Consider the following 26,450-nt stretch of genomic DNA (forward strand, 5'->3'; position numbering starts at 1 on the left):
TTTCTGGCATGACTGGTGGCGCCGTGCGGACCTGGGTCCCCGCGTGGCCATGCCCCGTGGGCCAGATCCTGGTGAGCTCCCGCAGGGGAGCGGGGGATCCGACCTACAGGATCGAAGAAGGACGCCACTGGCGTGGCCTCAGGACGCCGGAGGGCCCGGCGCGGCTCTCCGTGCTGCCTCGCCCCACCCTCGGCGACGTGTACGCCGAGGCGTGGGGGCCCGGTGCCGAGTGGGCCCTCGACGCACTTCCCGCCATGCTCGGCGCTGACGATGATCCGAGCGGCTTCGAACCGGTCCACCCGGCCCTGGTCGCGGCGTACCGTCGCTTCCCGCACTGGCGCGTCGGTCGCACAGGACTGGTCCTGGAGGCGTTGGTGCCGAGCATCATCGAGCAGAAGGTGACAGGACAGGAGGCCTTCGCCGGCTTCCGGCAGCTGGTGCGCCGCCATGGCGAGCGCGCACCCGGGCCAGGGCCCGTGCTCCACCTCCAGCCGAGCGCCGAGGTTCTCGCTGCGATTCCGAGCTGGCAGTGGCTGGACCTGCATGTCGACCCGGCCCGCTCGCGGGCGATCGTCACCGTGGCGCAGCGCGCGTCCGCGCTCGAGCGGATCGTCACTGACGACATGGCGAGCGCGAACCGCAAGCTGCAGAGCATCCCGGGCATCGGGGTCTGGACGAGCGCGGAGGTGAGAGCGGCCGCTCTCGGAGATGCCGATGCGGTCAGCTTCGGGGACTACCACGTGGCCAAGGACGTCGGATGGGCCCTCGTCGGGTCTGCCGTGGACGACACGCGGCTGGCCGAGATCCTCGAGCCCTGGCGCCCCCATCGCGGGCGCGTGCAGGCGCTCGTGCAGCTCGCCGGCCTGGGCCGCCCACGCCGCGGTCCGCGGATGGCGCCGCGGACCCATCTGCCCTGAACCAGGGGCAATGGACATCCGTACATATCTTTTTACAAAGCGTGACTCATTGCACAGTGCGACGTTAGGCACACAGCAGGGTGACGAGCATCTGCAACTTTGGTCACACGAGTGACGACCAATGTGATTGCCGTTACGCTGCCGTGACCTTTGGTTTCAAGGTTCTTCAGAGGAGTGCGCAGGGTGACACGCGAATGGGCGACAGCCCCCGAAAACGGAGGGCGGGCGACGTGAGTAGCGCGATTTCCAACATCGTCGATGACATGAAGGGCCGCTCGAAGAAGGGCGTCGTGACGACCGGCGGGATGATCGTCCTGGCGCTCGAGACGGTCAAGGCCATCTTCGGCGACATCGTCGCCCGCAAGTTCTCGTGGACCGAGTTCTTCTTCCAGGCGTGGTTCATGATCCGCGTCGGCCTGGCGCCGACCATCCTCGTGGCCATCCCCTTCGGCGTCATCGTCTCGGTGCAGATCGGCGCGGTCGCCGGTCAGATCGGCGCGACGTCCTTCGCCGGCGCCGTCAACGGTGTCGGTGTCCTGCGCCAGGGCGCCCCCCTGGTGACCTCGCTGATGATCGCGGGCGCCGTCGGATCGGCCATCTGTGCCGACATGGGTGCCCGCACCATCCGTGAGGAGGTCGACGCCCTGAAGGTCATGGGCATCAACCCGGTCAACCGGCTCGTCGCCCCGCGACTGGCAGCTGCGGTGTTCGTCGCGCTGCTCCTGAACGTGGTCGTCGCCATCGTGGCCATCACGACCGGCTTCCTGATGAACGTGACGACCGGCGCGGTCAGCTCCGGCACCTACCTCGGTGGGTTCGTCGCCTTCGCGCAACCGTCGGACCTTCTCCTCGCGGAGTTCAAGGCGTTCCTCTTCGGCTTCATCGCCACGATCGTCGCCTGTCACAAGGGCCTGGCTGCGAGCGGTGGCGCCAAGGGCGTCGCCGACGCCGTCAACCAGGCCGTCGTCCTGAGTGTCATCATGCTCGCCATCGTGAATGTTGCTGTCACGCAGGCCTACGTGATGCTCGTCCCGCAGAACATCGCCTAGGAGGTCGCGACACATGCTTGCCAAGACTGTCTCGTCCACCAAGGGCACCATGCTCCGCATGGGAGACCTCGCCACCTTCCTGATGCGCGTGATCACCTCGGTTCCGGGCGTGATCAAGAACTACCGCAAGGAAGTCCTCCGCCAGATCATGGACATCGCCTGGGGCTCCGGCGCGATCCTCGTCGGCGGCGGCACCATCGGCGTCATGATCCTGCTGGGTCTCTCCTCGGGCACCTCGCTCGGCATCGAGGGCTTCAACGGCCTCGAGCTGATCGGTCTGGCCCCGCTCACCGGCTTCGTCTCCGCCTCCGTCAACACCCGTGAGCTCGCCCCGCTCGTCGCCTCGCTGGCGCTGGCCGCGCAGGTCGGCTGCCGGTTCACCGCGCAGCTCGGCTCGATGAAGCTGCACGAGGAGATCGACGCCCTCGAGGTCATGGCGGTCAACCCGATCGAGTTCCTCGTGACCACCCGGGTGGTCGCGGCGATGACGGCGATCCTGCCGCTCTACCTCATCGGTCTGCTCGGGTCCTGGATGGCGTCGAAGTTCGCGGTCGTCGTGATCTTCGGTCAATCCCCAGGTCAGTACGACCACTACTTCAACACGTTCATCTCCGGAACCGACGTGTTGTATTCCATCATCAAGATCCTGGTCTTCTCGCTGCTCGTCTCCGTGCTGCACTGCTGGTTCGGCATGAACGCGAGCGGCGGACCGCAGGGCGTCGGTGAGGCCACCGGCCGAGCCATCCGCGCCTCCATCGTGATCGTGGTGATCTTCGACATGCTGCTCACCCTCGCTTTCTGGGGCGCAAGCCCCGGATTCCGGATCCAGGGCTGAGGAAGGGCGAGACATGAACCTTCGTAACATCCTCCTGGGCAACGGACGCCCACCGAAGAGCGATGTCCTCCTGGCCCGCGGCGTGATCTTCACGATCGTCACCGCGCTGATCGTCGGTGGCCTCTACTGGATGAGCCGCGGTGTGCTGGCCGACCGCCTCGACGCCACGGCAACGTTCAAGAACGCCGGTGGCTCGCTGGTCAAGAGCGCCGACGTCAAGTACCAGGGCATCAACGTCGGCAAGGTCTACGACCTGCGCGAGGGCGAGGGCGGTGCTGCCAAGGGCGGCGTCGTGCTCGACATGCACATCGATGACAAGTTCGCGAAGGACATTCCTTCCAACGTCACCGCACGTGTCATGCCGCAGAGCATCTTCGGCACCTCGTTCGTGGACCTGATCAAGCCGGCCAACCCGACGGGCAAGTTCCAGTCCGGCACCAACATCCTGCAGGACACCTCACTGCAGACGCTGGAGCTCCAGACGATCCTCGACGGCATGGACCGGGTCGTCGCGGCGCTCGGGCCGGCAGACCTGTCGTCGATGCTGGGCAACCTGGCCACGTCGCTCGACGGCAAGGGCCAGCAGCTCGGTCAGACGATCACGCAGCTCGACACCTACCTCGGCAAGCTGAACCCGAAGCTTCCGCTGGTCAACCAGAACCTCGACCTGCTTGCCGGCAACCTCGAGGCCTTCCAGAAGGCGTCGCCGGATCTCTTCGCTGCCACGGACAACATCCTCGTCACGGCGCGGACGCTGACCAACAACGAGGAGAACTTCCACAAGCTCGTCCAGCACGGTGGCCAGTTCTTCAGCGACACCAACGGGCTGCTCACCGCCAACGAGAAGGCGCTGGTCGACACACTGACCCACACCGCCATCGTTGTCGACGCCTTGTATGACACGCGCTCAAGCCTTGTCCGCGGTGTGATCTCGATCGGCACCCTGAGTAGGAACCTGAAGACCTTGGTCCGAAACAACGCGATGCTGCGTGTCGATGCCACGGCGGTCAACCCGACGCCGCGGGCGTACACACGTGGAGACTGCTTCAGCTTCAACGGCGTGCGCGGGCGGGGGTGCTGACATGACCGGCTTTCGCCAGACGATGATCAAGGTCGTCATCTTCGCGCTGCTCTGCCTGCTGATGTTCGTGATGCTCTACAACACGATGACCAACGTCGTGGAGGGTGACCGCCAGACCTGGAAGGCCCGCTTCACCTCGGTGAGCGGCCTGCGTCCGGGAGACGACGTCCGTGTGGCCGGCGTCAAGGTCGGCCGCGTGGAGAGCGTCGAGATCATCGACAACGACCAGGCGCAGGTGACCTTCCAGCTCCAGGAGGACCAGAAGGTCTACGAGTCCACCCGGCTCGCGCTCCGCTACCAGAACCTCCTCGGCCAGCGGTACCTCTCGCTGACCGCCGGCGCGGAGCGGGGCACCCCGCTCAGCGCTGACAAGGAGCTGGGCACCGGCATGACCGACCCGGGCTTCGACCTCACCGCGCTGCTCAACGGCTTCAAGCCGATCTTCGACACGCTGCAGCCGGGCGAGATCAACAAGTTCGCGGAGAACATCATCGCCGTGCTGCAGGGTCAGGGCCCGTCCGTCGAGTCCCTGCTCAAGCAGACCGCCGACACGGCCAAGTTCCTCGCGGACCGCGACCAGGTGTTCACGCAGGTCCTCGACAACCTGACGCCGGTGCTCGAGAACCTGGCCAGCAAGTCCGGTGAGTTCGACGCCACCGTGCAACAGCTCACCCAGCTGATGTCGGGCCTGTCGGCCCAGCGCCAGACGTTCGCCTCGTCGATCGACACCCTCGGCGGGCTGGTGGGCACGACATCGGACCTGCTCGCCGACATCCGTCCGTCGGTGAAGTACGACGTGCAGCAGCTCCGCAAGACCGCCAACATCCTGGCCACGAACCGTGCCCGGATCGGCAAGTCGGTTGACGCCCTCCCGGTCGTCTTCGGCGGCCTGGCCCGTGCCGGGTCGTACTACTCGGCGCTGAACATCTACTTCTGCAACTTCGCCCTCGACGCCGGGCTCGGTCCCATCTGGATCGGCGGCCCCGACGGTCCCTACTCGGAGGTGTGCCGATGAAGCCCATCTACCAGTTCGACAAGTACCGCACCGGACTTGTCGGAATCGGCCTGATGGCCTTCCTGGTCGCCCTGGTCATCGGCGCGAGCACGCTGAACATCGGCGCTCGCACCTACACCGCCGAGCTTGCCAACACGGGTGGCCTCCGGGTCACCGAGCCCGTGCAGGTCGCTGGCGTCACCTCCGGCAAGGTCACCGGCATGGAGCTGCAGGGTGACAAGGTCAAGGTCACCTTCACGGTCGACAAGGACGTGAAGCTCGGCAAGGACACCCGGCTCGACGTCAAGATCTCGACCCTCCTCGGCACCCACTACCTGGCGGTCATGCCGGCGGGCAGCGGTGACGTCTCCGGCTCGGTGATCCCCGTGTCGCAGACGCACACGCCGTTCAACCTCCAGGACGTCATCGAGGAGGGCACGCCGCACGCGAACGAGTACGACGTGACCACCATCGAGAAGTCCCTGCAGGAGATGGCGAACGTCCTCGAGACGGCCGGTGACGACGTCAAGCCGGCGATGGTCCAGGTCGGCAAGCTGTCCAACCTGATCGCGTCGCGCAGCGACGACATCGGCAAGCTGCTCGGGGCGGCCTCGACCGTCACCAAGCAGCTCACCGACAGCAGCGACGACATCCTGTCGCTGATGAAGACGTCCGACCTGATCCTGGACACCCTCAACACCCGGCGGGAGACGATCCACAAGCTGCTCGTCGACCTCGGTGTCCTGGGCACCCAGCTCAACGGCGTACTGCAGGACACGAAGGCCGACCTCGGTCCGACGCTGCGTGACCTGAACACGGCGATCGACCTGCTCAAGTCCCACGAGAAGTCGCTCGGCCTCGCCGTCGACAACCTCGCGACGGCGGCCAAGTACGTCGCGAACGCGGCGGGCAGCGGCCCCTGGGTCAACCTGCACTCTGTCGGCGGCTCCCTTCCGGACGCCGCGGCCTGCGGAAGGAACATCCTGTGCTGAACCGCTACCGAATCGTGGGTGCCCTGACCACGCTCGCCGTCCTGGGTGGGACCACCACCGCATGTGGCCCGTTCGGCGGGGACGCGCGCACGGTCTCGGCGTACTTCGAGGACACCGCGGGCCTCTTCGTCGGCAACGAGGTCGGGGTGCTCGGCGTCCCCGTGGGCACCGTCACCGAGATCGAGCCGCAGGGCGAGAAGGTGAAGGTCACCTTCGACATCACCGACGAGTCCGTCAAGGTTCCGGCGAACGTGGGCGCACTGGTGGTGGCCCGCTCTGTTGCGACCGACCGGTACATCGAGCTCTCCCCGGTGTTCCACAGCGGTGACGAGGAGCTCCCCGCTGGCGCGGAGATCCCGATCACCCGCACCAAGACGCCGGTGGAGTGGGACGAGATCCTTGCGGCTCTCGACCGGTTCACCAACGGCCTGGCCGGCACCGACGGCAAGGCGGGTGCGTTGAGCAACCTCCTGGCCGTGGGCGCCAAGGCGCTGGACGGCACCGGTGCGACGGCCAACCAGACCCTGTCCGATGTGGCCAAGGCAGCGGAGGCTCTCTCGAGCCACCGTGGTGACCTGACCGGATCGATCGACAACCTGGCGACGCTGACGCAGGTCCTTGCCTCCAACGGCAAGACGATCGACGAGTTCTCCTCGAGCGTCACCGCCGCCGTCGCGATGTTCGACAGCGAGAAGGAGGAGTTCGGCAAGGCGCTGACCAGCCTGAGCAGCGCACTGAACCAGCTCGCCACCTTCGTCAAGAACAACCGCAGCGCGCTGAAGCAGACCACGACCGGTCTGACCGAGGTGACCACCGACCTCCTGAAGCACCGTGCCCAGCTGGGTGAGGCTGTCGAGGACCTGCCGCTTGCCTTCGAGAACCTCGGCAAGGCGGTCACCCACAACGGCTACGTGAACGTGCGCCTGCCGCTCCAGGACCTGTCGCCCGTTCCGGACCTGACCGATGCTCTCTGCCAGGCGCTCCCGGCCAACCTGTGCAACGCGCTCGGCCTCGATCCGCTGACCTCGCTCAGTGACCTGCTGAACATCCTGGGTGGAGGAGCACTGTGAACATTCGACTCACCACAGCCGCAATCGCGGGGGTGACGCTCATGGCTTCCGGCTGCAGCTTCACCGCCGAGGACCTCGCGCGGGCCAACAACAACCGAGGCGATGGCTACATCGTCAAGGTCGCTGTGCCGGACGCGCTCAACCTCCCGGACGGAGCGCCGGTCCGCATCGGCGGCGTCTCGATCGGCAAGGTGCGCGATGTCGAGGCCAAGGACTACGAGGCCATCGTCAGCCTGCAGATCAACAAGGACACGGTGATCACGGACGCAGCGCGTGCGCGCCTGCGTTACACCACTGCCCTCGGCGAGATGTACGTCCAGGTCGAGCCGTCGGACCAGGGCACCAAGCTCAGCGACGGCGCGATGCTGGACCGCACGCAGGTCAACACGGCACCCTCCGTCGAGGACGCGCTCGCGTCGGCCTCGTTGCTGATCAACGGTGGTGGCCTGGGATCGATCCAGACCATCGTCGACGAGCTCAACACCGCGCTCGAGGGCCGGATCCCGACGACGCACGGGCTGATCAAGAAGCTCGACACGTTCCTCGGGACGGTCACGCAGAGCCAGCGCGAGATCGACCGGATCCTGACCGCCCTGGCGGCGAGCTCGACCACGCTGAACCAGCGTGAGGGCACGATCAACAAGGCGCTGACGGAGATCCGTCCTGCCGCGAAGACCCTCGCGGAGAACACTGACGACCTGGCCGCGCTGCTCAAGCAGGCGGACAAGCTCGGGCGCACCGCCAAGCGGATCGTCGACGCCAACCGCGACGACGTGACCCTGATCGTCAAGGAGCTGGGCCCGGTGCTTGCCGAGGTCAACAACAACAGCGGCGCCGTGCTCAACGCGCTCGACGGGATCACCGAGGCTGCGCCTTACGTGAACCAGGCGGTTCCGAACAACTACGCCAACCTGTGGGCCAGGGTCCACCTTGGTGCGGGCCTGCTGAACATCGGCGGTCTGCCCACGTCCGGCGGCTCGACCGGTGGCACTGGCGGCACGGGCGGCGGCCAGCTGCTGCCCGGCGTACCCAATCCGCTGGACATCGTCGGCAACGTCCTGGGAGGAGCCCTCTGATGCGCAAACTCGACAAGCTCGCACTCAGCTTCGTGGCGCTCATCGTGGTGTTCCTGCTGCTGATCGCCTACATGGTGACGTCGGTCCTGAAGCTTCCGCTCACGGGCCGCGCTGACCAGATCACGGTGCACCTGAAGACGACCGGTGGCCTCTTCGAGGGGTCCCCGGTGGACTACCGCGGTTCCCGCGTCGGCACGGTGACGTCGATCCTGGTCGGCGAGGACGGGCCGGACGCCACCGTCACGTTCAAGAACGGCGCAGAGGTCCCGTCGGACTCGGTGGCGAAGGTGATCAGCCTGAGCCCCGTCGGTGAGCAGTTCCTCGACCTCCGTCCGAAGAAGGACGGTCCGCCGTACTTCAAGGATGGCGACGAGATCACCGCCGAAGCCGTGGACCTGCCGATCACGGTCGCGTCCGCTGCCGACAACCTCGACGACCTGCTCGACGAGATCAACGACGAGGACATCAAGATCCTCATGCACGAGCTCAACACCGCCATCGACGGCGCCGGTCCGGACCTGGACCAGCTCCTCGACTCCAGCAACGAGCTCGTGGCGTCCCTCGACGAGGCCTGGCCCCGCACGGATGCGCTGCTGACCAACGGCCTGACGGTCAACCAGATCCTCGCGCGTCACCAGGGCGACCTGATCACGTTCTCCAAGTCCGCCAAGGACCTGACGACCTGGCTGAAGGCGTTCGACCCGACGTTCGCGCGGATCCTGAAGAACGCTCCGGCCGACTTCGACACCGTCGGGCTGCTCGTGAAGGACCTCGGTCCGATCCTGCCCGCGCTGCTCCGCAACCTGAACTCGGCCACGGACCTCCTGGCCGACCGGGACGCGAGCCTCCGGGCCCTCGGTGTCACGACGCCGCTGACGGTCGGCAAGGTCAACAGCTCGATCCGCAACGGCACCTGGTACCTCCGGGCGTTCGTCGACGGCGAGGCGCTGTGTGACTACGGCGGCCCGAAGCCCAAGCCGACGGTCAGCGGGCGCAACGAGCTGTTCCGCCCGGGGCAGTGCGGCAGCAGCCCTGCCCGCTGGCGTGGCGCGAACCACTCGCTCCCGCCGATCGACCGCTGAGCAACAGCTTCACAGCACCAGCCACGAAGGCCCCACCGGTTCGCCGGTGGGGCCTTCGTCGTACGCCGGAAGACCCCACGGCGTGGGGTGGGGAGCGGCTACAGCAGCGGGCGGAGCGGAGCGAGCACTGCTTCGGTGAAGCGGCGGTAGATGTCGCGTGACTCCCACTCGGCGGTGGTGAGCTCGGCGCAGTTGGAGAGGTCGACCTCGTAGATCTTCTCCATCGCGCTGGCGAGGCTGCCGTCGATGAACTCGACGTTGATCTCGTAGTTGCCCTGCAGGCTCAGCCGGTCGACGTTGGCAGTGCCGATGGTCGACCACTTGCCATCGATGGTGGCGGTCTTCGCGTGGACCATCGCGTCGCGGAAGCGGAAGATCCGCACGCCCGCGTCGAGCATCTGGCCGAAGTACCCGCGGGAGATCCAGTCGGCCACGATGTGGTTGGACTTGCGGGGGAGCAGGATGCGCACGTCGACGCCGCGCTGGGCGGCCTCACGGAGGGTGTCGACGAAGTTCGGGTCCGGGATGAAGTAGGCGTGGGTCATCCAGACGTTCTGCGTGGCGCGGTTGATCGCCTCGAGGTACATCGACCGGATCGGGAAGCTCCACATGGTCGGGTCGTTGCGGTGGAAGCGCATGCGCGGCTCCCACTCGGACGCCGTCTCGAGGAGCAGGGGGCGCTCGCTGCGACGGAGGCGACGCTCGCGGTGAAGGTTCCAGAAGTCCGCGAACGCCCGCTGCAGGTCCCAGACGCCCGGTCCGGTGACGCGGCAGTGGGTGTCGCGCCACTCGGTCGCGTAGGCCGTGCCGATGTTGTAGCCGCCCACGAAGCCCACGCTGTCGTCGACGACCAGGATCTTGCGGTGGTCGCGACCCCAGTAGCGTGCGTTGTAGAAGCGCAGGCCGGCGTTGTAGACCGGGAACCGGAGCACCTTGATGCTCGACGGGAACCGCTTGAACGTCGGAGGCACGACCAGGTTGGCGAACCCGTCGTAGATGACGTGGACGGCGACGCCGCGGTCGGCGGCACGGATCAGCGCATCCTTGAACTTCTGGCCGATCTCGTCGCCCTTCCAGATGTAGGTCTCGAAGAGCACCTGCTTCTGGGCGCCGTCGATCGCGGCCAGCATGTCGTCGTACAGGTCCTGGCCGTAGGTGTACGTCGTGACCGTGCCGTCGCCGACCGGGACCTCGATCGGAGGGGTCACCGGGAAGGGCTTGGGCTTCTTGTTGCGTCGGCGATAGGAGTCGACGAGGGTCAGCGTGACCGCGAGCGCGATCTGGATGCCGAAGATGGTGAGCACGGTGCGCCGCAGCGTCCGGAACAGGCGTTCGGGGAGGGGGCGCTGGCTCACGGACTCAACATACTGGGCAGCCCCACCGTGAGGCACACGGATCCGGCGTTGTCGGTGGCCGCGACTACGCTGACCGCATGCGACCAGTGACCGATCTCGAGCGCCGCGTCGCGCCGTTGAGCGTGATCTCCGACTACGAGCCGTCGGGTGACCAGCCGGCTGCGATCGCGGAGATCACGCGTCGGTTGAAGGCCGGCGTCGAGGACATCGTGCTGCTCGGTGCGACCGGCACAGGCAAGACCGCGACGGTTGCCTGGGTCGCCGAGCAGGTCCAGCGTCCGCTCCTGGTGCTGCAGCCCAACAAGACGCTCGCGGCGCAGTTCGCCAACGAGCTGAGGTCGCTCTTCCCGGACAACGCTGTGGAGTACTTCGTCAGCTACTACGACTACTACCAGCCCGAGGCCTACGTGCCTCAGACGGACACCTACATCGAGAAGGACTCCTCGATCAACGAGGAGGTCGAGCGGCTGCGTCACTCCGCGACCAACAGCCTGCTCACCCGGCGCGACGTCATCGTGGTCTCGACGGTCTCCTGCATCTACGGCCTCGGCACTCCGCAGGAGTACGTCGACAGGATGCTCCGGCTGAAGGTGGGGGAGGAGCACGACCGCGACGCGATCCTGCGCCGGCTGGTCGAGATCCAGTACACCCGCAACGACATGGCATTCACCCGTGGCACCTTCCGGGTGCGTGGCGACACCCTCGAGATCTTCCCGGTCTACGAGGAGCTGGCGGTCCGCATCGAGTTCTTCGGTGACGAGATCGAGCGGCTGATGACGCTGCACCCGGTGACCGGTGAGGTGGTCACCGAGGACTCCGAGCTCCACGTCTTCCCGGCGACCCACTACGTGGCGGGTCCCGAGCGCATGGAGCGCGCAATCCGTGGCATCGAGGCCGAGCTCACCGAGCAGCTGTCCACCTTCGAGCGGCAGGGCAAGCTGCTCGAGGCGCAGCGCCTGCGCATGCGCACGACGTACGACGTGGAGATGATGCGCCAGGTGGGTTCCTGCTCCGGCATCGAGAACTACTCGATGCACATGGATGGTCGCGAGCGGGGGACTGCGCCCAACACGCTGCTCGACTACTTCCCGGAGGACTTCGTCCTCATCGTCGACGAGTCGCACGTGGCGGTTCCCCAGATCGGCGGCATGTACGAAGGCGACATGTCGCGCAAGCGCAACCTGGTGGACCACGGCTTCCGGCTGCCCAGTGCGATGGACAACCGGCCGCTGCGCTGGGAGGAGTTCCTCGAGCGCATCGGCCAGACCGTCTATCTCTCCGCGACGCCGGGCAACTACGAGCTCGACAAGGTCCAGGGAGACGTCGTCGAGCAGATCATCCGCCCGACCGGCCTGATCGACCCCGAGGTGGTGATCAAGCCGACCAAGGGGCAGATCGACGACCTGATCCACGAGATCCGCCTGCGCACGGAGAAGAACGAGCGCGTCCTGGTCACGACGCTGACCAAGAAGATGTCCGAGGACCTGACCGACTACCTCCTCGACGCCGGCATCCGCACGCGCTACCTGCACTCCGAGGTCGACACGCTGCGCCGGATCGAGCTGCTGCGCGAGCTGCGCCTCGGTCAGTACGACGTCCTCGTGGGCATCAACCTGCTCCGCGAGGGCCTCGACCTCCCTGAGGTGTCGCTGGTGGCGATCCTCGACGCGGACAAGGAGGGCTTCCTGCGCTCCGACAAGTCGCTCATCCAGACCATCGGCCGCGCTGCGCGCAACGTGTCGGGCCAGGTGTTCATGTATGCCGACAAGATCACGCCCTCGATGGAGAAGGCGATCGACGAGACCAACCGTCGCCGCGAGATCCAGGTCGCCTACAACACCGAGCGCGGCATCGACCCTCAACCGCTGCGCAAGAAGATCGCGGACATCTCGGAGATGCTCGCCCGCGAGGCCGAGTCGACCGACGAGCTGCTTGCGGACTGGCAGAAGGCAGGCACCCCGAAGAAGGCGCCAGTCCCCAACCTCTCCAAGCTGCACGCGGACGCGCCCGACACGCTCGGGCTCCCGTCGACGGACCTGGCCGAGCTGGTCCAGCAGCTGACCGAGCAGATGAAGAACGCCGCCGCCGAGCTCCAGTTCGAGGTCGCCGCCCGACTGCGCGATGAGATCTCCGACCTGAAGAAGGAGCTCCGCCAGATGATCGAGGCGACCAAGTGAGCGTGCAGCGGTGACGCCAGAGGAGATCGCTGGCTTCTGTGCGGGGCTTCCGGGCGCGTGGCCGGACAACCCTTGGGGGCACGAGCACCCGGTGTTCAAGGTCGGCCCCAGCGAGCAGGGCAAGATCTTTGCCTTCGTCGGAGCGGACGGGGTGGGGGTCAAGGCCGGGGCGACCCGGGAGATTGCGGACGAGTGGCTCGACCGCTACCCGGACGACGCGTCGGTGATGGCCTACATCGGGCGCTCCGGATGGAACGACCTCCGGGTCAACGGTGCCATCCCCGACGAAGAGCTCCTGGAGGCGATCGAGGAGTCCTATCGACACGTGGTCGGCAAGCTGCCCAGGAAGCATCGACCCGACGGGTGGGACCTGCCAGTATCGGCGGGGTGAGGCACTCCACGGACCTCCTGGTGATCGGCGCCGGCCCGACCGGCCTGTTCAGCGCGTACTACGCAGGGTTCCGCGGACTCAGCGTCGCAGTTGCCGACTCGCTTCCCGAGCTCGGCGGGCAGATCACGGCGATGTACCCGGAGAAGGCGATCCTCGATGTCGCGGGGTTCCCGACCATCAAGGGGCGCGAGCTGGTGGCCGGTCTGGTCGAGCAGGCAGCGAGCGCGCACCCGACCTACCTGCTCGGTCGCACGGCGCTGACGCTGGACCACGGCGCCGACTCGGTGACGGTCGGCTTCGACGACGGATCGACCGCCACCGCAAAGGCGTTGCTCATCACCGCCGGCATCGGCAAGTTCAGTCCGCGCCCGCTCCCCGCTGCGGCGGGGTGGGCCGGGCGCGGTGTCGAGTTCTTTGTCCCGGACTTCGCGCCGTACGTCGGCAAGGATGTGCTGGTCGTCGGCGGGGGAGACAGCGCGTTCGACTGGGCCCTGCACCTGGAGCCGATCGCGAAGTCCGTGACGCTCGTCCATCGGCGCGATGCCTTCCGTGCGCACCAGCGCACCGTCGACGACGTACGCGCCTCGTCGGTGGAGATCCTGACGCACGCCGAGGTGGCGGCACTCCGTGGTGACGGGGTGGTCGCCGAGGCGGATCTGATCGTTGACGGGGTGCCCATGACCCGGCCCGTGCAGGCGGTGATCGCGGCGCTCGGATTTGTTGCAGATCTCGGCCCGCTCCAGCAGTGGGGCCTCACCGTCGACCATCGGCACCTCGTCGTCGACGGAGCCATGCGCACCAACCTGCCCCGGGTGTTCGCAGCCGGCGACATCACGCAGTACGACGGCAAGGTCCGTCTCATCGCGGTCGGGTTCGGAGAAGCGGCGACCGCGGTCAACAACGCCGCGGTCGTCATCGACCCGTCCGCGCACGTCTTTCCGGGCCATTCGAGCGAAGCCTGATGGGATGTGTCACTCGCCACATCGGCCAATCGGGTGGTACACGCTGTCCCCGGTAGTTCCGGTCCCGGTTAGGCTTGCACCTCGCGCGCTCGCGCGACGGAACAGGAAGTGGGTGGCGCATGCGGATCGCGCTGCTGTCTTATCGAAGCAAGCCGCACTGCGGTGGCCAGGGGATCTACGTCCGGCACCTGAGTCGCGAGCTCGTCGCGCTCGGCCACGAGGTCGAGGTCTTCTCGGGTCAGCCGTATCCGGAGCTCGACGAGGGCGTGAAGCTCACGAAGGTGCCGAGCCTCGACCTCTACCGCGAACCGGACCCGTTCCGCGTGCCGAAGCTGAGGGAGTTCCGCGACCTCATCGACGTCCAGGAATTCCTGATCATGTGCACGGCCGGCTTCCCGGAGCCGCGCACCTTCGCCAAGCGCGTCATCAAGCTCCTGCGTGAGCGCAAGGACGAGTTCGACGTCGTCCTCGACAACCAGGTGCTCGGTGAGGGCCTGCTCGAGATCGAGGCGCTCGGGCTGCCGATGGTCACCGCCATCCACCACCCGATCACGTTCGACCGGCGCATCGACCTCGCCGCAGCAACCGGGATCAGGCGCAAGCTCAGCCTGCGCCGCTGGTACGGCTTCCTGGGCATGCAGGGCAAGGTCGCCCGCGAGGCCCGCAAGGTCATCACGGTCTCCGAGTCGTCGTACCGCGACATCGCCACCGACTTCGGCGTCGACCCGCGGAAGATCGAGGTCATCCACCTCGGTGCGGACTCCGAGTTCCAGCCGCCGACGACGCCGCGTGTGCCCGGACGGATCCTTGCCATGGCGAGCGCGGACGCGCCGCTCAAGGGCATCGACATCCTCCTCGAGGCGTTCGCGAAGCTGCGCACCGAGCGAGACCTCGAGCTGATCCTGGTCAGCAAGCCCCAGGCCGGCGGTCCGACCGAGCAGCTCATCGAGCAGCTCGGGATCCGTGACTCGGTCACCTTCCAGAGTGGACTCACGCAGACCGCACTCGTCGAGCTGATGGGCTCGGCCGAGCTGGCCTGTGTGCCGTCGCGTTACGAAGGGTTCTCGCTGCCCACCGTCGAGCTGATGTCCTGCGCGACTCCGCTCGTCGTCAGCCGTGCCGGATCGATCCCCGAGGTCGTCGGCCCCGACGGCCTCTGCGCGGACCTGGTCACCCCCGGTGACCCCGAAGAGCTGCGCAAGGCGATCGCCGCGCTGCTCGACGACCCGGAGCGTCGCGCCCGGTATGGCGCCGCCGGACGCCGGCGGGTCGAGGAGACGTTCAGCTGGCACGCCGCCGCTGTGCACACCGCAGAAGCCCTGGCCGAGGTCATCGACCAGAAGAAGCAGGAGAACAACTGATGCTGACCGTCGACTTCGACCGCCTTGGCCTGCGCCCCGGCGACCGCGTCCTCGACATGGGCGCCGGTGCCGGCCGCCACTCGTTCGAGATGTACCGCCGTGGCGCTGACGTGATCGCGCTCGACCAGGACGCCGACGAGCTGTCCGGTGTGCGCGACCTCTTCGTCGCCATGAAGGAGGCCGGCGAGGTCCCCGAGGGTGCTGAGGCCGACGTGAAGGAGGGCGACGCGCTGGCCCTTCCGTTCGCCGACGGAGAGTTCGACCGGATCGTCTGCGCCGAGGTGCTCGAGCACATCGCTGCCGACGTCGAGGCGATCAAGGAGCTGGTGCGCGTGCTGCGGCCCGGCGGCACCATGGCGATCACGGTGCCCCGCTGGCTGCCCGAGGTCATCAACTGGAAGCTCTCGGCCGACTACCACAACGCCCCCGGTGGCCACATCCGGATCTACACCGACCACGAGCTCATCGACAAGGTCACCAAGGCGGGCCGTCCGAACGACGGCACCGACGGCGATGCGATGATCTTCGAGGGCAAGGACTACGCCCACGGCCTGCACTCGCCGTACTGGTGGCTGAAGTGCGCCGTCGGCGTCAACAACGACAAGCACCCGCTCGTGAAGGCGTACCACCACGTCCTCGTCTGGGACATCATGAAGACGAAGGGCTGGAGCACGCTGACCCGCGGCGCGGAGAAGGCGCTCAACCCGGTCATCGGCAAGAGCATGGTGCTCTACTTCCGAAAGCCCGCGTGACGCACGGGATGAGCACGCACCTCCCGTTCGTCGAGGGCATCCTCAGCGCTGACGACGTGGCCGCGACGGCCGCGTCGATCGCGCGCATGCAGGAACCCGATGGCGGCATCCCGTGGACCATCGGCGAGCACACCGACATCTGGAACCACGTCGAGGCGGCGATGGCGCTGCTCGTCGGCGGACAGGTCGAGGCTGCCGAGCGCGCGCTGCGATGGGTCCCGACGATGCAGCGGGCCGACGGCTCGTGGCCGATGAAGATCGTCGCCGGTGAGGTCGAGGACGACCGTGGCGAGGTCAACATGTCGGCGTACTTCGCGGTGGGCGTGTGGCACCACTGGCTGGTACGCCGCGACCGACGGTTCGTCGAAGAGCTCTGGCCGAGCGTGCGGGCGGGTCTCGACTTCGTGGTCTCGCTCCAGCAGGAGTGGGGCGGCATCCAGTGGACGCCGGTCGACGACTTCTGCCTGCTGACCGGCTGCTCGTCCATCTACCAGTCGCTGCGCGCCGGCGTGGCTCTCGCCGAGCTGCTCGACGAGCCGCAGCCCGAGTGGGAGCTCGCGGGCGGCCGGCTCGGCCACGCGATCCGTGAGCACGCGGACCTCTTCGCGGACAAGTCGAAGTACTCCATGGACTGGTACTACCCGGTGCTCGGCGGTGCGGTCCGCGGTGAGGCTGCCAGCGAGCTGCTCGCGACCCGCTGGGATGACTTCGTCGTGCCCGGGCTGGGCACGCGCTGCGTCGACACAAACCCCTGGGTGACCGGCGCGGAGACCTGTGAGCTGGTGATGGCGCTCGATGCCATCGATGACCACGAGCGGGCGCTGCAGCTGCTCGGCGAGATCCAGCACCTGCGCGCCGACGACGGCTCCTACTGGACCGGGTGGGTCTACGAGCTCGAGGGCTACGAGAACGAGACCCCCAACGTCTACTGGCCGGTCGAGCACACCACGTACACCGCTGCGGCGGTGCTGCTCGCGGTGGATGCCCTGGGCGACCGGTTCGGCGCGTCGACCCCGGGCTCGGGCATCATGCGCGGCAACTCGCTGGCCGGCGACTTCGCCGAGATCGCGCTCGAGTGCGGGTGCGAGGGAGTCGCTCAGCACTCGCCGGCGTAGTCCGCAGGGAGGGGCGCGGGCGCAGCGACCGACTTCAGGTCGGGCCGCTGGAGGGAGTACCAGCGATCCCAGTCGGCCGTGAACCGGGTGTGCGTCATCGTGGTGCCGGGCTCACCGTCCAGGACGAGTCGCGGCACCAGCGCAACCGCCGGGATCGCGGTGGGGGCCTGCGTCCTGGTGAGCCGTCCCCGGACCTGTCCATCCGCGAACCAGGCGATGAAGTCGTCGGTGACCTCGACGGCCACGGTGTGCCAGGTGGACCGGTCACGGGGGAGCCCGATGCTGCCTGCCCACTGCGTGTCACCTGCGTGCACGCCATAGGTCGTGGCCGCGTCGTAGCCGGTCCACGCGGCGACGGTGATGGTCGGGGACGGGCATGTGCCGGGCGCCGCGCCACGCGGCACCAGCTCGACCCGCATGCCGTAGGGCGTCGCGAGCGTGCCGAACTGGGGCGCGCGCACCTTGAACTCCCAGCGCCCGCGGCTGTGCCCGGGTGCGTTGAGGACCGAGACCACGTCGCCCGTCGACGCCGCACCCATCGGCCCGGAGTCGAGGGCGATCATGCCCACGAAGTTGGTGACGCGGCCGGTCCCGTCCGCCCAGTCGGTCCAGGGAGCGATGGGCTGGCCCTGCTCCCAGTCCCAGACCTCCTGTGCGCCGCCCCAGCCGTAGGCCTGACTGGCGGTGGCAGGCGTCGCGGCTCCGGCACCGGTCACGGGCAGCGCAGACGGGCCCAGGAGACAGGCAGCGAGGACAGCGGAGGCAACGCCAGCGAGGGCACGCGGCGCGATCACGGCGCCACCTCGAGGACGACCGGGAAGGACGGGTACCAGCCGACGCCGTTCCATCCGAGCGACCGCGCACGGTACGTCGTGGTGCCCGGCGCCGGCACGGTGAACGCGATGGTCGCGGCTCCCGTGCTGTCGGTGGCCAGCGGGCCGCCGACGTCGGTCCAGGAGCCGTCGGGGTTGCGGCTCTGCAGCGCGACCGGGCGTCCGGTCCGGACCGGCCAGGTCTTCACCACGGCGCTGGCCTGTGCGCCCTGTGTCGCCCGGGCGGGAAGCGTGAGGACCGTGTCCTGCTGGTCGGCGACGACGGAGCGCGTGGGCGTCGCGAGGGCGCCGTAGCGACGCCCGTTGATCGTGACCGCCTTCGCGAACACCCGGTAGTAGTTGGTGGGCATGGCGTGGAGTCGCGTGGCCAAGGTGAGGGCTCCGGTGCTCGCGGTCTTGCCACTCACCACGGCGTACCAGGTGCTGCCGAGCTGGCGCTGCAGCTGCACTGGCCGCACCACCCGCGTGGGGAGGGTGCCACGGAACGTCAGCGACTCGCCGGGCAGGCCGCGCGAGCGGCTGGCGGTGAGGCTGCCGGCGACGGTGCCGCTCGCGGGTGAGCTGAGCAGCGGCAGGATCAGCAGGCAGGCGAGCACGAGCGCCACGCGCCACAGCACGCCGCTGCGTCGTACTCCCATGGTCGCTCCCCGCTGACTCGCCCCGGCTTCACGATAGTGAGGCGAGGCGCTGACGTCAGGACTTCTGCAGGACCCGCATCGAGCCGAGCGCCTCGACCTCGGTGAAGTCACCGCTGGCAAGGGCGGGGAGGTAGATCTGCTCGTACGGCGGGCGGCCGCCGTCAGCCGGATCGGGGAAGACGTCGTGGATCACGAGCAGTCCGCCGGACTGGATCTTGGGCACCCACGCCGCGTAGTCGTTGCGGGCCGGCTCCTCGCCGTGGCCGCCGTCGATGAAGAGCAGGGACAGCGGCGTCTGCCAGTGGCGGGCAACGGGCAGGGACTTGCCGATGACGGCGATGACCTGGTCCTCGAGGCCGGCGCGCGCAATGTTCTTGCGGAAGGTCGGGAGCGTGTCCATCAGACCGAACTCCGGGTCGACGACGGACGTGTCGTGGTGCTCCCAGCCGGCCTGGTTCTCCTCCGAGCCACGGTGGTGGTCGACGGTGAAGACGGTCCCGTCGACCTCGCGGGCAGCCGCGCCGAGATAGATCGCGGACTTGCCGCAGTAGGTGCCGACCTCGAGCGCAGGACCCGTCGGCAGCTGCTGGAGCGCGCGACGGAACAGCAGCAGGCCCTCGTCGTCGGGCATGAAGCCCTTGGCCGCGCGGGCGTGCTCGAGGAGGGCGGGGTCCATCGCGGTGCTGATCACGGGCGTCACCCTAGTGTCTGGGACAATCAGAACCATGCCCGGCACGTATGACTTCGAACTCCGCCCGGGTGAGCCCGTCGACATCTCCGATTCTGTGTCTGCACGGGTCCGTGCCCGCTACTTCCGTGACGTGGTGGGGGAGTTCGCGACCGGCGTCGTCATCGTGACGGCCAGCGCCGATGGCCGGCCGGTCGGCATGACCTGCCAGACCTTCTCCAGCGTCTCCCTGGACCCGCCGCTGGTCTGCTTCCTGCCTGCGCACACCTCCCGCTCGTGGCCGCTGATGCGCGAGGCCGGGCACTTCTGCGTGAACGTGCTCGCGGAGGACCAGGCCGACATCGCCGGCGTCTTCGCCTCCAAGGGAGCCGACAAGTTCGCTGACGTGTTGTGGCGTCCGGCGGAGAGCGGGGCACCGATCCTCGACGGCGCGCTGGCCTACGTGGACTGCACGCTGGAGGCGGTCCATCCCGCCGGCGACCACGACATCGTGGTCGGCCGGGTCCGGGCGCTCTCGACCCTGCGCGCTGCCGATCCGTTGCTGTACCACCGGGGTGGCTTCACCACGACGCGTCCCTGACCTCCCTACGATGGGCGGGTGCAGGATGACTTCGCGGACCGGATCACGCGGCGCTTCCTCAAGCTCTGTGAGAACCCCCGCACGCAGCGTGTGGTGATCGGGTTCGTCCAGTCGACCCTCGAGGGCGACGCGCGCAGCCAGCGCCTCTACAAGTACCTCAACCGCATGGTCTTCGCGCCGCTCGCCGGACCAGCCGGCATGCACGTCTCCACGGTCCGCTTCCAGCTGGTCGCGTCGACGCTCGCGGGCCTGGCGATGATGCGCTACGTCGTGAAGCTCGAGCCGCTCGCCTCCATGACGGTGGAGGAGCTCGTCCCGGTGCTTGCTCCTGCCGTCCGTGGCGCCCTTCAGGCCGAGCCGGTGGGGGAGCTGCCCGCCTGGGACGACGAGTCCGCGCCGTACCCGCTCGCGGAACGGCACTCCCTCGACGCCCACCGCTCCTGGAAGCTGACCGGCCGACTCGCCCCCTGAGGTCAGGCCTGAAGGGCCTCGATGGCCTCGGCGATCGCCAGCGTGCGCTTGGCGGACTCGACGTGGAGGTTCTCGACCATCCGGTTGTTGTAGGTCACGACGCCGCCGGTGGAGGCTTCGAACGCCTCGATCAGGCCCTTGGCGTCCTCGATCGCCTGCTCGCTCGGGGCGAACCCGGAGTTGGCCGGCTCGACCTGACCCGGGTGGATCAGGGTCTTGCCGTCGAAGCCCATCTGGCGGCCCTGCTCGACCTCGGCTGCGAAGCCTTCGGCGTTCTTCACGTCGTTGTAGACGCCGTCGATGATGACGATGCCGGCAGCGCGGGCCGCGAGCAGCGCCAGGCCGAGGCCGGTGATGACGGGCTGGCGGCCGGGGACGTGCTCGGCGTAGAGCTCCTTGACCAGGTCGTTGGTGCCCATGACGAAGCCGGTCAGGCGCGGGGAGGCCGTGGCGATGGACAGCGCGTTGAGCATGCCGATCGGGGTCTCGACCATCGCCCAGAGCTTGGTCTTCTCGGGCGCGCCGGCGGCCTCGAGCGAAGCCACGAGAGCGAGGACCTCCTCGGCGGAGTTGACCTTCGGGACGAGTACGACGTCGGGGCCGGCCTTCGCGGCGACCGCGATGTCCTCGTCGTGCCACTCGGTGCCGATGCCGTTGACCCGGATGATCAGCTCGCGGCGGCCGTACTCACCGGACTGCACGGCGGCAGCGGCGGCGACACGGGCCTCGGGCTTGGCGTCGGGTGCGACGGCGTCCTCGAGGTCGAAGATGATGCCGTCGGCGGCGATCGTCTTGGCCTTCTCCAGTGCCCGCTCGTTGGAGCTCGGCATGTAGAGGACGGAGCGGCGGGGGCGGAAGTCTGCGTTGCTCATGAGTCAGGCTCCCTCTTCCAGCTCGATCGCGTCGTAGGTGGCCTTGAGGTTCGGGTCGATCGCGGCGAGCTGCTCCGCAAGGGCGACCAGGACCAGGCACTGCTTCAGGGAGGCGTCGTCCTCCATCTTGCCGTCGAGCATCACGGCGCCGGTGCCGTCGCCCATGGCGGCAACCACGCGGCGGGCGTGCTTGATGTCCTCGACGGAGGGGGAGAAGACGCGGTTGGCGATCTCGATCTGCTTCGGGTGCAGCGACCACGTGCCGACGCAGCCGAGCAGGAAGGCGTTGCGGAACTGGTCCTCACACGCGACGACGTCGGCGATGTCACCGAACGGGCCGTAGTAGGGGTAGATGCCGTGCATCGCGCAGGCGTCGACCATCTTGGCAATCGTGTAGTGCCACAGGTCCTGCTGGTACGTCGTGCGGGCGGCGTTGATGTCGTTCGTGCCGTCGGCAGCGCGCGGCGGGTCCTGGCGGACCAGGTAGCCCGGGTGGCCGCCGCCGACGCGGGTGGTCTTCATCTTGCGGTCGGCGGCCAGGTCGGCCGGGCCGAGGGAGAGGCCCTGCATGCGCGGGGACGCGCCGCAGATCTCCTCGACGTTGGCGACGCCGCGGGCGGTCTCGAGGATCGCGTGGATCAGGATCGGCTTGGTGATGCCGGCCTTCGCCTCGAGCTGCGCGAGGAGGCGGTCGATGTAGTGGATGTCCTCGGCGCCCTGCACCTTCGGGACCATGATGACGTCGAGCTTCTCGCCGATGGCCGGCACGAGCGTGGTCAGGTCGTCCAGCACCCAGGGGCTGTCGAGCGAGTTGATCCGGGTCCACAGCTGGGTGGGGCCGAAGTCCGTGGCCTGGGCGATCCGGACGAGGCCCTCGCGGGCGGCCACCTTGTTGTCGGCCTTGACGGCGTCCTCGAGGTTGCCGAGCAGCACGTCGACGGTGCCGACCATGGCCGGGATCTTGGCGGCCATCTTCTCGTTCGACGGGTCGAAGAAGTGGATGGCACGGCTCGGGCGGGCCGGAATCTCACGGACCGGGGTGGGCGCGCCCACGGCGAGCGGGGCGAAGAAATCCTTGGCTGAACGCATGAGCGGGACGCTAGCAGCGTTCGGCCCCGGATCCAGAGGTCCTCCGGGTCCCGGACGAGGGTGACGGTCCTCACGGTCCTGTGGCGAGTGAACGATTCATGTGACGTACGTGGTGCGACTGCCCAATGTCGCGGGCCGTCTGCTCCGATATCCTGCTTTACATGAGTCAGCAGATTGTCGAAATCGATTCCTACCTCCTCCCCGTTGTCGAGGTGGTTGAGGAGACCCGGGACGCGCTCACCGTCGTGCTGTCGGTCCCCGAGGAACTTGCCGACCAGTTCGACTACAAGCCCGGCCAGTTCCTGACGATCGCGGTGCCGAGCGACACCCACGAGCTCGCCGCCCGCTGCTACTCGCTCTCCTCGTCGCCCCACGACGGCGGCCCGCTGCGCGTGACGATCAAGCGCACCGCCGAGGGCTACGCCTCCAACTGGATCGCCGACAACCTCAAGCCGGGACATCACCTCCGGGTCCTGCCACCGGCCGGGATCTTCTCGCCGAAGGACCTCGACGACGACCTGCTGCTCTTTGCGGGCGGTTCGGGCGTCACTCCCATCATGTCGATCACCCGCACCGCGCTCTCCGAGGGAACGGGCAAGATCGTCGTCTTCTACGCGAATCGCGACGAGAAGTCGGTGATCTTCCGCGACGAGTTCAACCGGCTGTCCGTCGAGCACCCCGACCGGCTGATCGTCGTGCACTGGCTGGAGTCGGTGCAGGGTCTGCCCACGCAGGACCAGCTGAAGGCCTTCGCCGCGCAGTACTCGACCTTCGACGCGTTCTGCTGCGGCCCTGCGCCCTACATGAAGTCGGTCTCGCTCGCCCTGCGTGAGCTCGACTTCCCTCGGGAGCGCCGTCACCAGGAGAAGTTCGTCTCCTTGGGCGGCAACCCGTTCGGTGACGGCTTCTCGGTCGACACTGCCGAATACGAGGTCGGCGCCTACGACCGCGACGGGGCGTGACGGTCGTCTCATCCTGTAAGGGTCGAGTTCCTACCCAGGACGGACGCTCAACGGGTCGTTCCGGCGCTAGGTTCGGAGGGTGATCGAGACCCCCTTCGCGCTGCCCTGCGGCGCCGTGCTCCCCAACCGCCTCGGCAAGTCCGCGCTCTCCGAGCAGCTCGGCAACCGCAAGCACGCCCCGGATGAGCGCCTGGTGCGCCTCTACAACCGTTGGGCCGTGGGCGGCGCGGGACTCATCGTGACCGGCAACGTGATGGTCGACAGCCGCGCTCTGGGCGAACCTGCGAACGTCGTCGTCGAGGACAACCGCGATGCCGCGGTCCTGCGTGAGTGGGCGGCCGCGTCCAAGTCGGGTGGCGCCGTCGCGCTGGTCCAGGTCAACCACCCGGGCCGGCAGTCACCACGCTCGCTGTCGCCGCGTCCGGTCGCCCCGTCGGCAGTCGGCCTCAAGGGCATGGGTGGGGCGTTCGCGACACCGCGGGAGCTGACGGCCGCTGAGATCGGCGACCTCGTCCAGAGGTACGCCGTGACCGCCAAGGTCGTCGTGGACGCCGGGTTCGACGGCGTACAGCTCCATGGCGCGCACGGGTACCTGATCAGCCAGTTCCTCTCACCGCGTGTCAACCAGCGCACCGACTCCTACGGCGGCTCCGCCGAGAACCGTCGTCGCTTCCTGCTCGAGATCGTGGAGGCCACGCGGGAGGCCATCGGTCCGGACAAGGTGCTGGCGGTCAAGCTGAACAGCGCCGACTTCCAGCGCGGTGGCTTCACCGAGGACGAGTCGACCCTGGTCGCCCGCGCCCTCGAGGAGGCCGGCGTGGACCTGCTCGAGATCTCCGGCGGCACCTACGAGCACGGCGCGATGATGGGTGTCACGCAGCGTGACTCGACCCGCGCCCGCGAGGCCTACTTCCTCGAGTTCGCCGAGAAGCTGCGCACCGAGGTCTCCCTCCCGCTCATGGTCACCGGTGGTTTCCGGACCCGCGAGGGCATGGAGTCCGCCCTCGCTTCCGGAGCGGTCGACGTCATCGGCCTGGGTCGTCCGCTGGCGCTCGAGCCCGACTTCCCCGCCGAGCTCCTCTCCGGACAGGTCGACGCCATCAAGAGCGTGGTTGCCCGCACCGTCGGTGTCCGCAAGCTCGACGCGATGGCCGAGGTGGTCTGGTACACCACGCAGCTGTGGCGCATGGGTCGCGGCGTCGAGCCCGATCACGGCAAGCCGAGTGCGGTCGGCGTGGGGGAGTACGTCTTCAAGTCCCAGGTGCCCGCGGTGATCCGTGGTGTCGGCGGCCAGATCCCGTTCGTGGGTGGCGTCTTCCGCCGCTGAGCGGGCGACCAGTGGCTCGGCCGACCCCGACCAAAGTCGGGGGTCGGTCGAGACCTGAGTCCCTCACGGAAGCCTGCATCCTGCAACTAGATTCGTGGGTGTAGCCACCGAGAGGAACCGGACATGTCGAGCACCAATGCACGGAGCGTCGCCGCTGCCGCGAGCGTGGCCGCGTCGAGTCCTGCGCCCCTCGCCCGCGTGATCCCGTTGCGGCCCGACCTCGACCCGCGCGCCTCCCGCGTGCACGTGCACGACTGGAAGGTCGTCAGCGAGGAGAGCGACGGCTTCGGCCGCGTGCGCGAGCTTGCGTGCACCGGCTGCCGCGCCGTCCGCTACGCCTGATCTCGCGGCTCACCAGCCTCGCGCGCGCCACTCGGGCAGGGACTGCCGCTCAGCGCCGAGCGTCGAGTCGCCGCCGTGTCCCGGGTAGAACCACGTCTCGTCGGGCAGCCGGTCGAAGATCCTGGTCTCCACCTGGTCGATGAGGGTCGCGAACGCATCGGCATCGCCGAACGTCGCGCCGACTCCACCGGGGAAGAGGGAGTCGCCGGTGAACAGGTGCGCGTGGCCCGGTTTCAGGTCGGTCGAGGGCTCTTCGTAGAGCAGGCAGATCGACCCGGGTGTGTGGCCGGCAACGGCGATCACCTCGAGCTCCACCTCGCCGACCTTGACCCGGTCGCCGTCGCCGACGCGACGGGTGATGCCTACGCCGGTTGCCTCGGTGATCGCGTCCGCGTCAGGGGCGCCGGCGATCACCTGGGGCCTCGTCACCGCCACCACGTCGGAGAGTGCGCGGTGGTGGTCCCAGTGCTGGTGGGTCGTGACGACGGTGTCGATGACGCCGTCGCTCAGGTCGATGAGGGCGGCCGCATCATCGGCCGCGTCGATCAGGAGCTGCTGGCCGGTCGTGGGACAGGTGAGCAGGTAGCAGTTGTTCGCCATCTTGGGGTCGACGGCGTACTTCGTCACGGTGAGTCCGTTGAGGTGACGGACGGCGGGTGCGCCGCCGGGCGTCACTTCACCGGTGTACGTCGAGTCCATTCCCCCAGCGTAGGCAGGGGGCGGGTGGAGACCAGGTCCGAGCCGTCGCCGCGGCCGACCAGCCACCAGGCCAGAGCCCCGGCGGTGCCGGCCACGCCGTGTCCGCCGCGCCCGACGCGAACGGTCTTTCCGATGTCCTGCGCGTGCAGCGTCAGCTGGACCTCTTCGGCCCGGTCGTTGGCCGCCTCGGAGAGGAGGTAGCCTGCGAAGTCCGCCGGCCAGTCGGCGGGACCGTAGGCCAGACCGAGGTCGGCGTGGTGGATCTCGACCTCGCGCCAGCGCGCTTCGACCAGGTCGACCATCGAGAAGACCGGCCCGCCCGGGGTGCGCTCCACGCTGCCGAACGCGCGCATCAGGTTCAGCTCGCCGGCTAGGCGCAGCGACGCGAACTGGGAGAACATCGCCAGGTCCTCGGCCGAGCCGCCTGATCGGGCCTCGATCTCGGCGTCGCGCGCCTCGGGGGAGTCGTAGATCGGCATCGGTGTCTCGGTGCGCAGCCCGCGCAGGGCTCGGGCGAGGCCCTGCGCGTGGTTGCCGACGTGTGCCACCACGTGACCGCGGGACCAGCCGGGAAGCAGGCTCGGTGCACGCAGCTCGTCGTCCGTCATCGCGGCGACCGTCGCCAGGTAGCGCGTGGTCGCGTCGAGGATGGCGGCAATCGGGTTGTGTGCGGTCTGCTCCGTCATGGGGTCATCCCATCAGACTCACGGCTCGCTTGCGGAATGCCCTAGGATGGCGAA

General features: G+C 68.2%; 28 protein-coding genes. 20 read left to right on the top strand and 8 right to left on the bottom strand.

The features are described 5' to 3' along the window. Positions 1-8 precede the first annotated feature (8 nt). From D4739_RS13290 to D4739_RS13330, 9 genes are all read left to right on the top strand, one after another. On the top strand, positions 9-917 hold the full coding sequence (locus D4739_RS13290; RefSeq protein WP_120061067.1) for a DNA-3-methyladenine glycosylase family protein: 909 nt from the start codon (positions 9-11) through the stop codon (positions 915-917). Positions 918-1,147: 230 nt separating this feature from the next. Beyond that, positions 1,148-1,966 carry an MlaE family ABC transporter permease gene (locus D4739_RS13295; protein ID WP_238473648.1) on the top strand — a complete coding sequence of 273 codons (819 nt, stop codon included), beginning with the start codon at positions 1,148-1,150 and terminating at the stop codon, positions 1,964-1,966. Positions 1,967-1,979: 13 nt separating this feature from the next. Next, the gene (locus tag D4739_RS13300; RefSeq protein WP_120061069.1) at positions 1,980-2,801 is read left to right on the top strand and encodes an MlaE family ABC transporter permease; all 822 of its coding nucleotides are present in this window, start codon (positions 1,980-1,982) and stop codon (positions 2,799-2,801) included. Between the two features lie 13 nt (positions 2,802-2,814). Then, entirely contained in the window at positions 2,815-3,882 is a 1,068-nt protein-coding gene (locus D4739_RS13305) for an MCE family protein (RefSeq protein WP_120061070.1), read from the top strand. A 1-nt stretch (position 3,883) separates the two neighbouring features. Continuing rightward, complete coding sequence (locus D4739_RS13310; protein WP_182920420.1) at positions 3,884-4,897, top strand: MCE family protein; 1,014 nt, start codon at positions 3,884-3,886, stop codon at positions 4,895-4,897. Continuing rightward, positions 4,894-5,868 carry an MCE family protein gene (locus D4739_RS13315; RefSeq protein WP_147384922.1) on the top strand — a complete coding sequence of 325 codons (975 nt, stop codon included), beginning with the start codon at positions 4,894-4,896 and terminating at the stop codon, positions 5,866-5,868. Before D4739_RS13310 ends, D4739_RS13315 begins: the two co-directional genes overlap by 4 nt. Beyond that, positions 5,862-6,938, top strand: coding sequence for an MCE family protein (locus D4739_RS13320; RefSeq protein WP_182920421.1), 1,077 nt, complete (start codon positions 5,862-5,864; stop codon positions 6,936-6,938). Before D4739_RS13315 ends, D4739_RS13320 begins: the two co-directional genes overlap by 7 nt. Next, positions 6,935-8,014, top strand: a complete 1,080-nt coding sequence (locus D4739_RS13325) for an MCE family protein (RefSeq protein WP_120061074.1) — start codon at positions 6,935-6,937, stop codon at positions 8,012-8,014. The genes D4739_RS13320 and D4739_RS13325 overlap by 4 nt, the downstream gene beginning before the upstream one ends. Next, on the top strand, positions 8,014-9,096 hold the full coding sequence (locus D4739_RS13330; protein WP_120061075.1) for an MlaD family protein: 1,083 nt from the start codon (positions 8,014-8,016) through the stop codon (positions 9,094-9,096). Before D4739_RS13325 ends, D4739_RS13330 begins: the two co-directional genes overlap by 1 nt. 98 nt (positions 9,097-9,194) lie before the next feature. Here the strand turns inward: D4739_RS13330 and D4739_RS13335 are convergent, their stop codons facing one another. After that, positions 9,195-10,451, bottom strand: coding sequence for a phospholipase D-like domain-containing protein (locus D4739_RS13335; protein ID WP_120061076.1), 1,257 nt, complete (start codon positions 10,449-10,451; stop codon positions 9,195-9,197). A gap of 77 nt (positions 10,452-10,528) precedes the next feature. Between D4739_RS13335 and uvrB the strand changes: the two genes are divergently transcribed. The 6 genes from uvrB to D4739_RS13365 all read left to right on the top strand — a co-directional run bounded on the left by uvrB (position 10,529) and on the right by D4739_RS13365 (position 17,209). Beyond that, positions 10,529-12,628, top strand: coding sequence for an excinuclease ABC subunit UvrB (gene uvrB / locus D4739_RS13340; RefSeq protein ID WP_120061077.1), 2,100 nt, complete (start codon positions 10,529-10,531; stop codon positions 12,626-12,628). A gap of 10 nt (positions 12,629-12,638) precedes the next feature. Next, positions 12,639-13,019, top strand: a complete 381-nt coding sequence (locus D4739_RS13345) for an MmcQ/YjbR family DNA-binding protein (protein WP_120061078.1) — start codon at positions 12,639-12,641, stop codon at positions 13,017-13,019. Beyond that, positions 13,016-13,981, top strand: coding sequence for an NAD(P)/FAD-dependent oxidoreductase (locus D4739_RS13350; RefSeq protein ID WP_182920504.1), 966 nt, complete (start codon positions 13,016-13,018; stop codon positions 13,979-13,981). Before D4739_RS13345 ends, D4739_RS13350 begins: the two co-directional genes overlap by 4 nt. Positions 13,982-14,100: 119 nt before the next feature. Further along, positions 14,101-15,342, top strand: coding sequence for a glycosyltransferase family 4 protein (locus D4739_RS13355; RefSeq protein ID WP_120061080.1), 1,242 nt, complete (start codon positions 14,101-14,103; stop codon positions 15,340-15,342). Further along, positions 15,342-16,094 carry a class I SAM-dependent methyltransferase gene (locus tag D4739_RS13360; RefSeq protein ID WP_120061081.1) on the top strand — a complete coding sequence of 251 codons (753 nt, stop codon included), beginning with the start codon at positions 15,342-15,344 and terminating at the stop codon, positions 16,092-16,094. The genes D4739_RS13355 and D4739_RS13360 overlap by 1 nt, the downstream gene beginning before the upstream one ends. Before the next feature lie 8 nt (positions 16,095-16,102). Then, the gene (locus D4739_RS13365) at positions 16,103-17,209 is read left to right on the top strand and encodes a prenyltransferase/squalene oxidase repeat-containing protein (protein WP_120061082.1); all 1,107 of its coding nucleotides are present in this window, start codon (positions 16,103-16,105) and stop codon (positions 17,207-17,209) included. Here D4739_RS13365 and D4739_RS13370 read toward each other — a convergent pair. The 3 genes from D4739_RS13370 to D4739_RS13380 are packed head-to-tail and all read right to left on the bottom strand — an operon-like array spanning position 17,191 to position 19,371. Next, positions 17,191-18,003 carry a LamG domain-containing protein gene (locus D4739_RS13370; protein WP_120061083.1) on the bottom strand — a complete coding sequence of 271 codons (813 nt, stop codon included), beginning with the start codon at positions 18,001-18,003 and terminating at the stop codon, positions 17,191-17,193. The two genes, D4739_RS13365 and D4739_RS13370, sit on opposite strands and share 19 nt — an antisense overlap. After that, positions 18,000-18,680, bottom strand: coding sequence for a hypothetical protein (locus D4739_RS13375; protein ID WP_147384923.1), 681 nt, complete (start codon positions 18,678-18,680; stop codon positions 18,000-18,002). The genes D4739_RS13370 and D4739_RS13375 overlap by 4 nt, the downstream gene beginning before the upstream one ends. Positions 18,681-18,735: 55 nt before the next feature. Beyond that, a complete protein-coding gene (locus D4739_RS13380) occupies positions 18,736-19,371 on the bottom strand; it encodes a class I SAM-dependent methyltransferase (RefSeq protein ID WP_238473649.1) in 636 nt (211 codons plus the stop codon). A gap of 34 nt (positions 19,372-19,405) precedes the next feature. Here D4739_RS13380 and D4739_RS13385 point away from each other — a divergent pair, with 34 nt between their 5' ends. Together D4739_RS13385 and D4739_RS13390 are read left to right on the top strand one after the other, a co-directional pair. Beyond that, positions 19,406-19,948, top strand: a complete 543-nt coding sequence (locus D4739_RS13385; RefSeq protein WP_120061085.1) for a flavin reductase family protein — start codon at positions 19,406-19,408, stop codon at positions 19,946-19,948. Positions 19,949-19,966: 18 nt separating this feature from the next. Then, complete coding sequence (locus D4739_RS13390; RefSeq protein ID WP_120061086.1) at positions 19,967-20,419, top strand: TetR/AcrR family transcriptional regulator; 453 nt, start codon at positions 19,967-19,969, stop codon at positions 20,417-20,419. 2 nt (positions 20,420-20,421) lie between these two features. On the opposite strand, the gene D4739_RS13395 is transcribed toward D4739_RS13390, so the two are convergent. Both D4739_RS13395 and D4739_RS13400 read right to left on the bottom strand, forming a co-directional pair. Then, on the bottom strand, positions 20,422-21,291 hold the full coding sequence (locus tag D4739_RS13395) for an HpcH/HpaI aldolase/citrate lyase family protein (RefSeq protein WP_120061087.1): 870 nt from the start codon (positions 21,289-21,291) through the stop codon (positions 20,422-20,424). 3 nt (positions 21,292-21,294) lie between these two features. Further along, positions 21,295-22,380, bottom strand: coding sequence for an HpcH/HpaI aldolase/citrate lyase family protein (locus tag D4739_RS13400; protein WP_120061088.1), 1,086 nt, complete (start codon positions 22,378-22,380; stop codon positions 21,295-21,297). A gap of 161 nt (positions 22,381-22,541) precedes the next feature. Between D4739_RS13400 and D4739_RS13405 the strand changes: the two genes are divergently transcribed. The 3 genes from D4739_RS13405 (at position 22,542) to D4739_RS13415 (ending at position 25,011) form a co-directional block, all read left to right on the top strand. Next, positions 22,542-23,342: an FAD-binding oxidoreductase gene (locus tag D4739_RS13405; protein ID WP_120061905.1), complete on the top strand. Its 801-nt coding sequence runs from the start codon at positions 22,542-22,544 to the stop codon at positions 23,340-23,342. Positions 23,343-23,421: 79 nt separating this feature from the next. Then, entirely contained in the window at positions 23,422-24,669 is a 1,248-nt protein-coding gene (locus D4739_RS13410) for an NADH:flavin oxidoreductase/NADH oxidase family protein (RefSeq protein WP_120061089.1), read from the top strand. Positions 24,670-24,792: 123 nt separating this feature from the next. Then, positions 24,793-25,011, top strand: coding sequence for a hypothetical protein (locus D4739_RS13415; RefSeq protein WP_120061090.1), 219 nt, complete (start codon positions 24,793-24,795; stop codon positions 25,009-25,011). Between the two features lie 9 nt (positions 25,012-25,020). Here D4739_RS13415 and D4739_RS13420 read toward each other — a convergent pair whose 3' ends face one another. Both D4739_RS13420 and D4739_RS13425 read right to left on the bottom strand, forming a co-directional pair. Further along, positions 25,021-25,710 (bottom strand): MBL fold metallo-hydrolase, encoded by a 690-nt coding sequence (locus D4739_RS13420; protein ID WP_120061091.1) that lies wholly within the window; start codon positions 25,708-25,710, stop codon positions 25,021-25,023. After that, the gene (locus D4739_RS13425; protein ID WP_120061092.1) at positions 25,683-26,396 is read right to left on the bottom strand and encodes a maleylpyruvate isomerase family mycothiol-dependent enzyme; all 714 of its coding nucleotides are present in this window, start codon (positions 26,394-26,396) and stop codon (positions 25,683-25,685) included. The genes D4739_RS13420 and D4739_RS13425 overlap by 28 nt, the downstream gene beginning before the upstream one ends. Between the last annotated feature and the right edge of the window lie 54 nt (positions 26,397-26,450).

It is taken from the genome of Nocardioides cavernaquae (assembly GCF_003600895.1).
GTDB classification, from domain to species: Bacteria; Actinomycetota; Actinomycetes; order Propionibacteriales; family Nocardioidaceae; genus Nocardioides; species Nocardioides cavernaquae.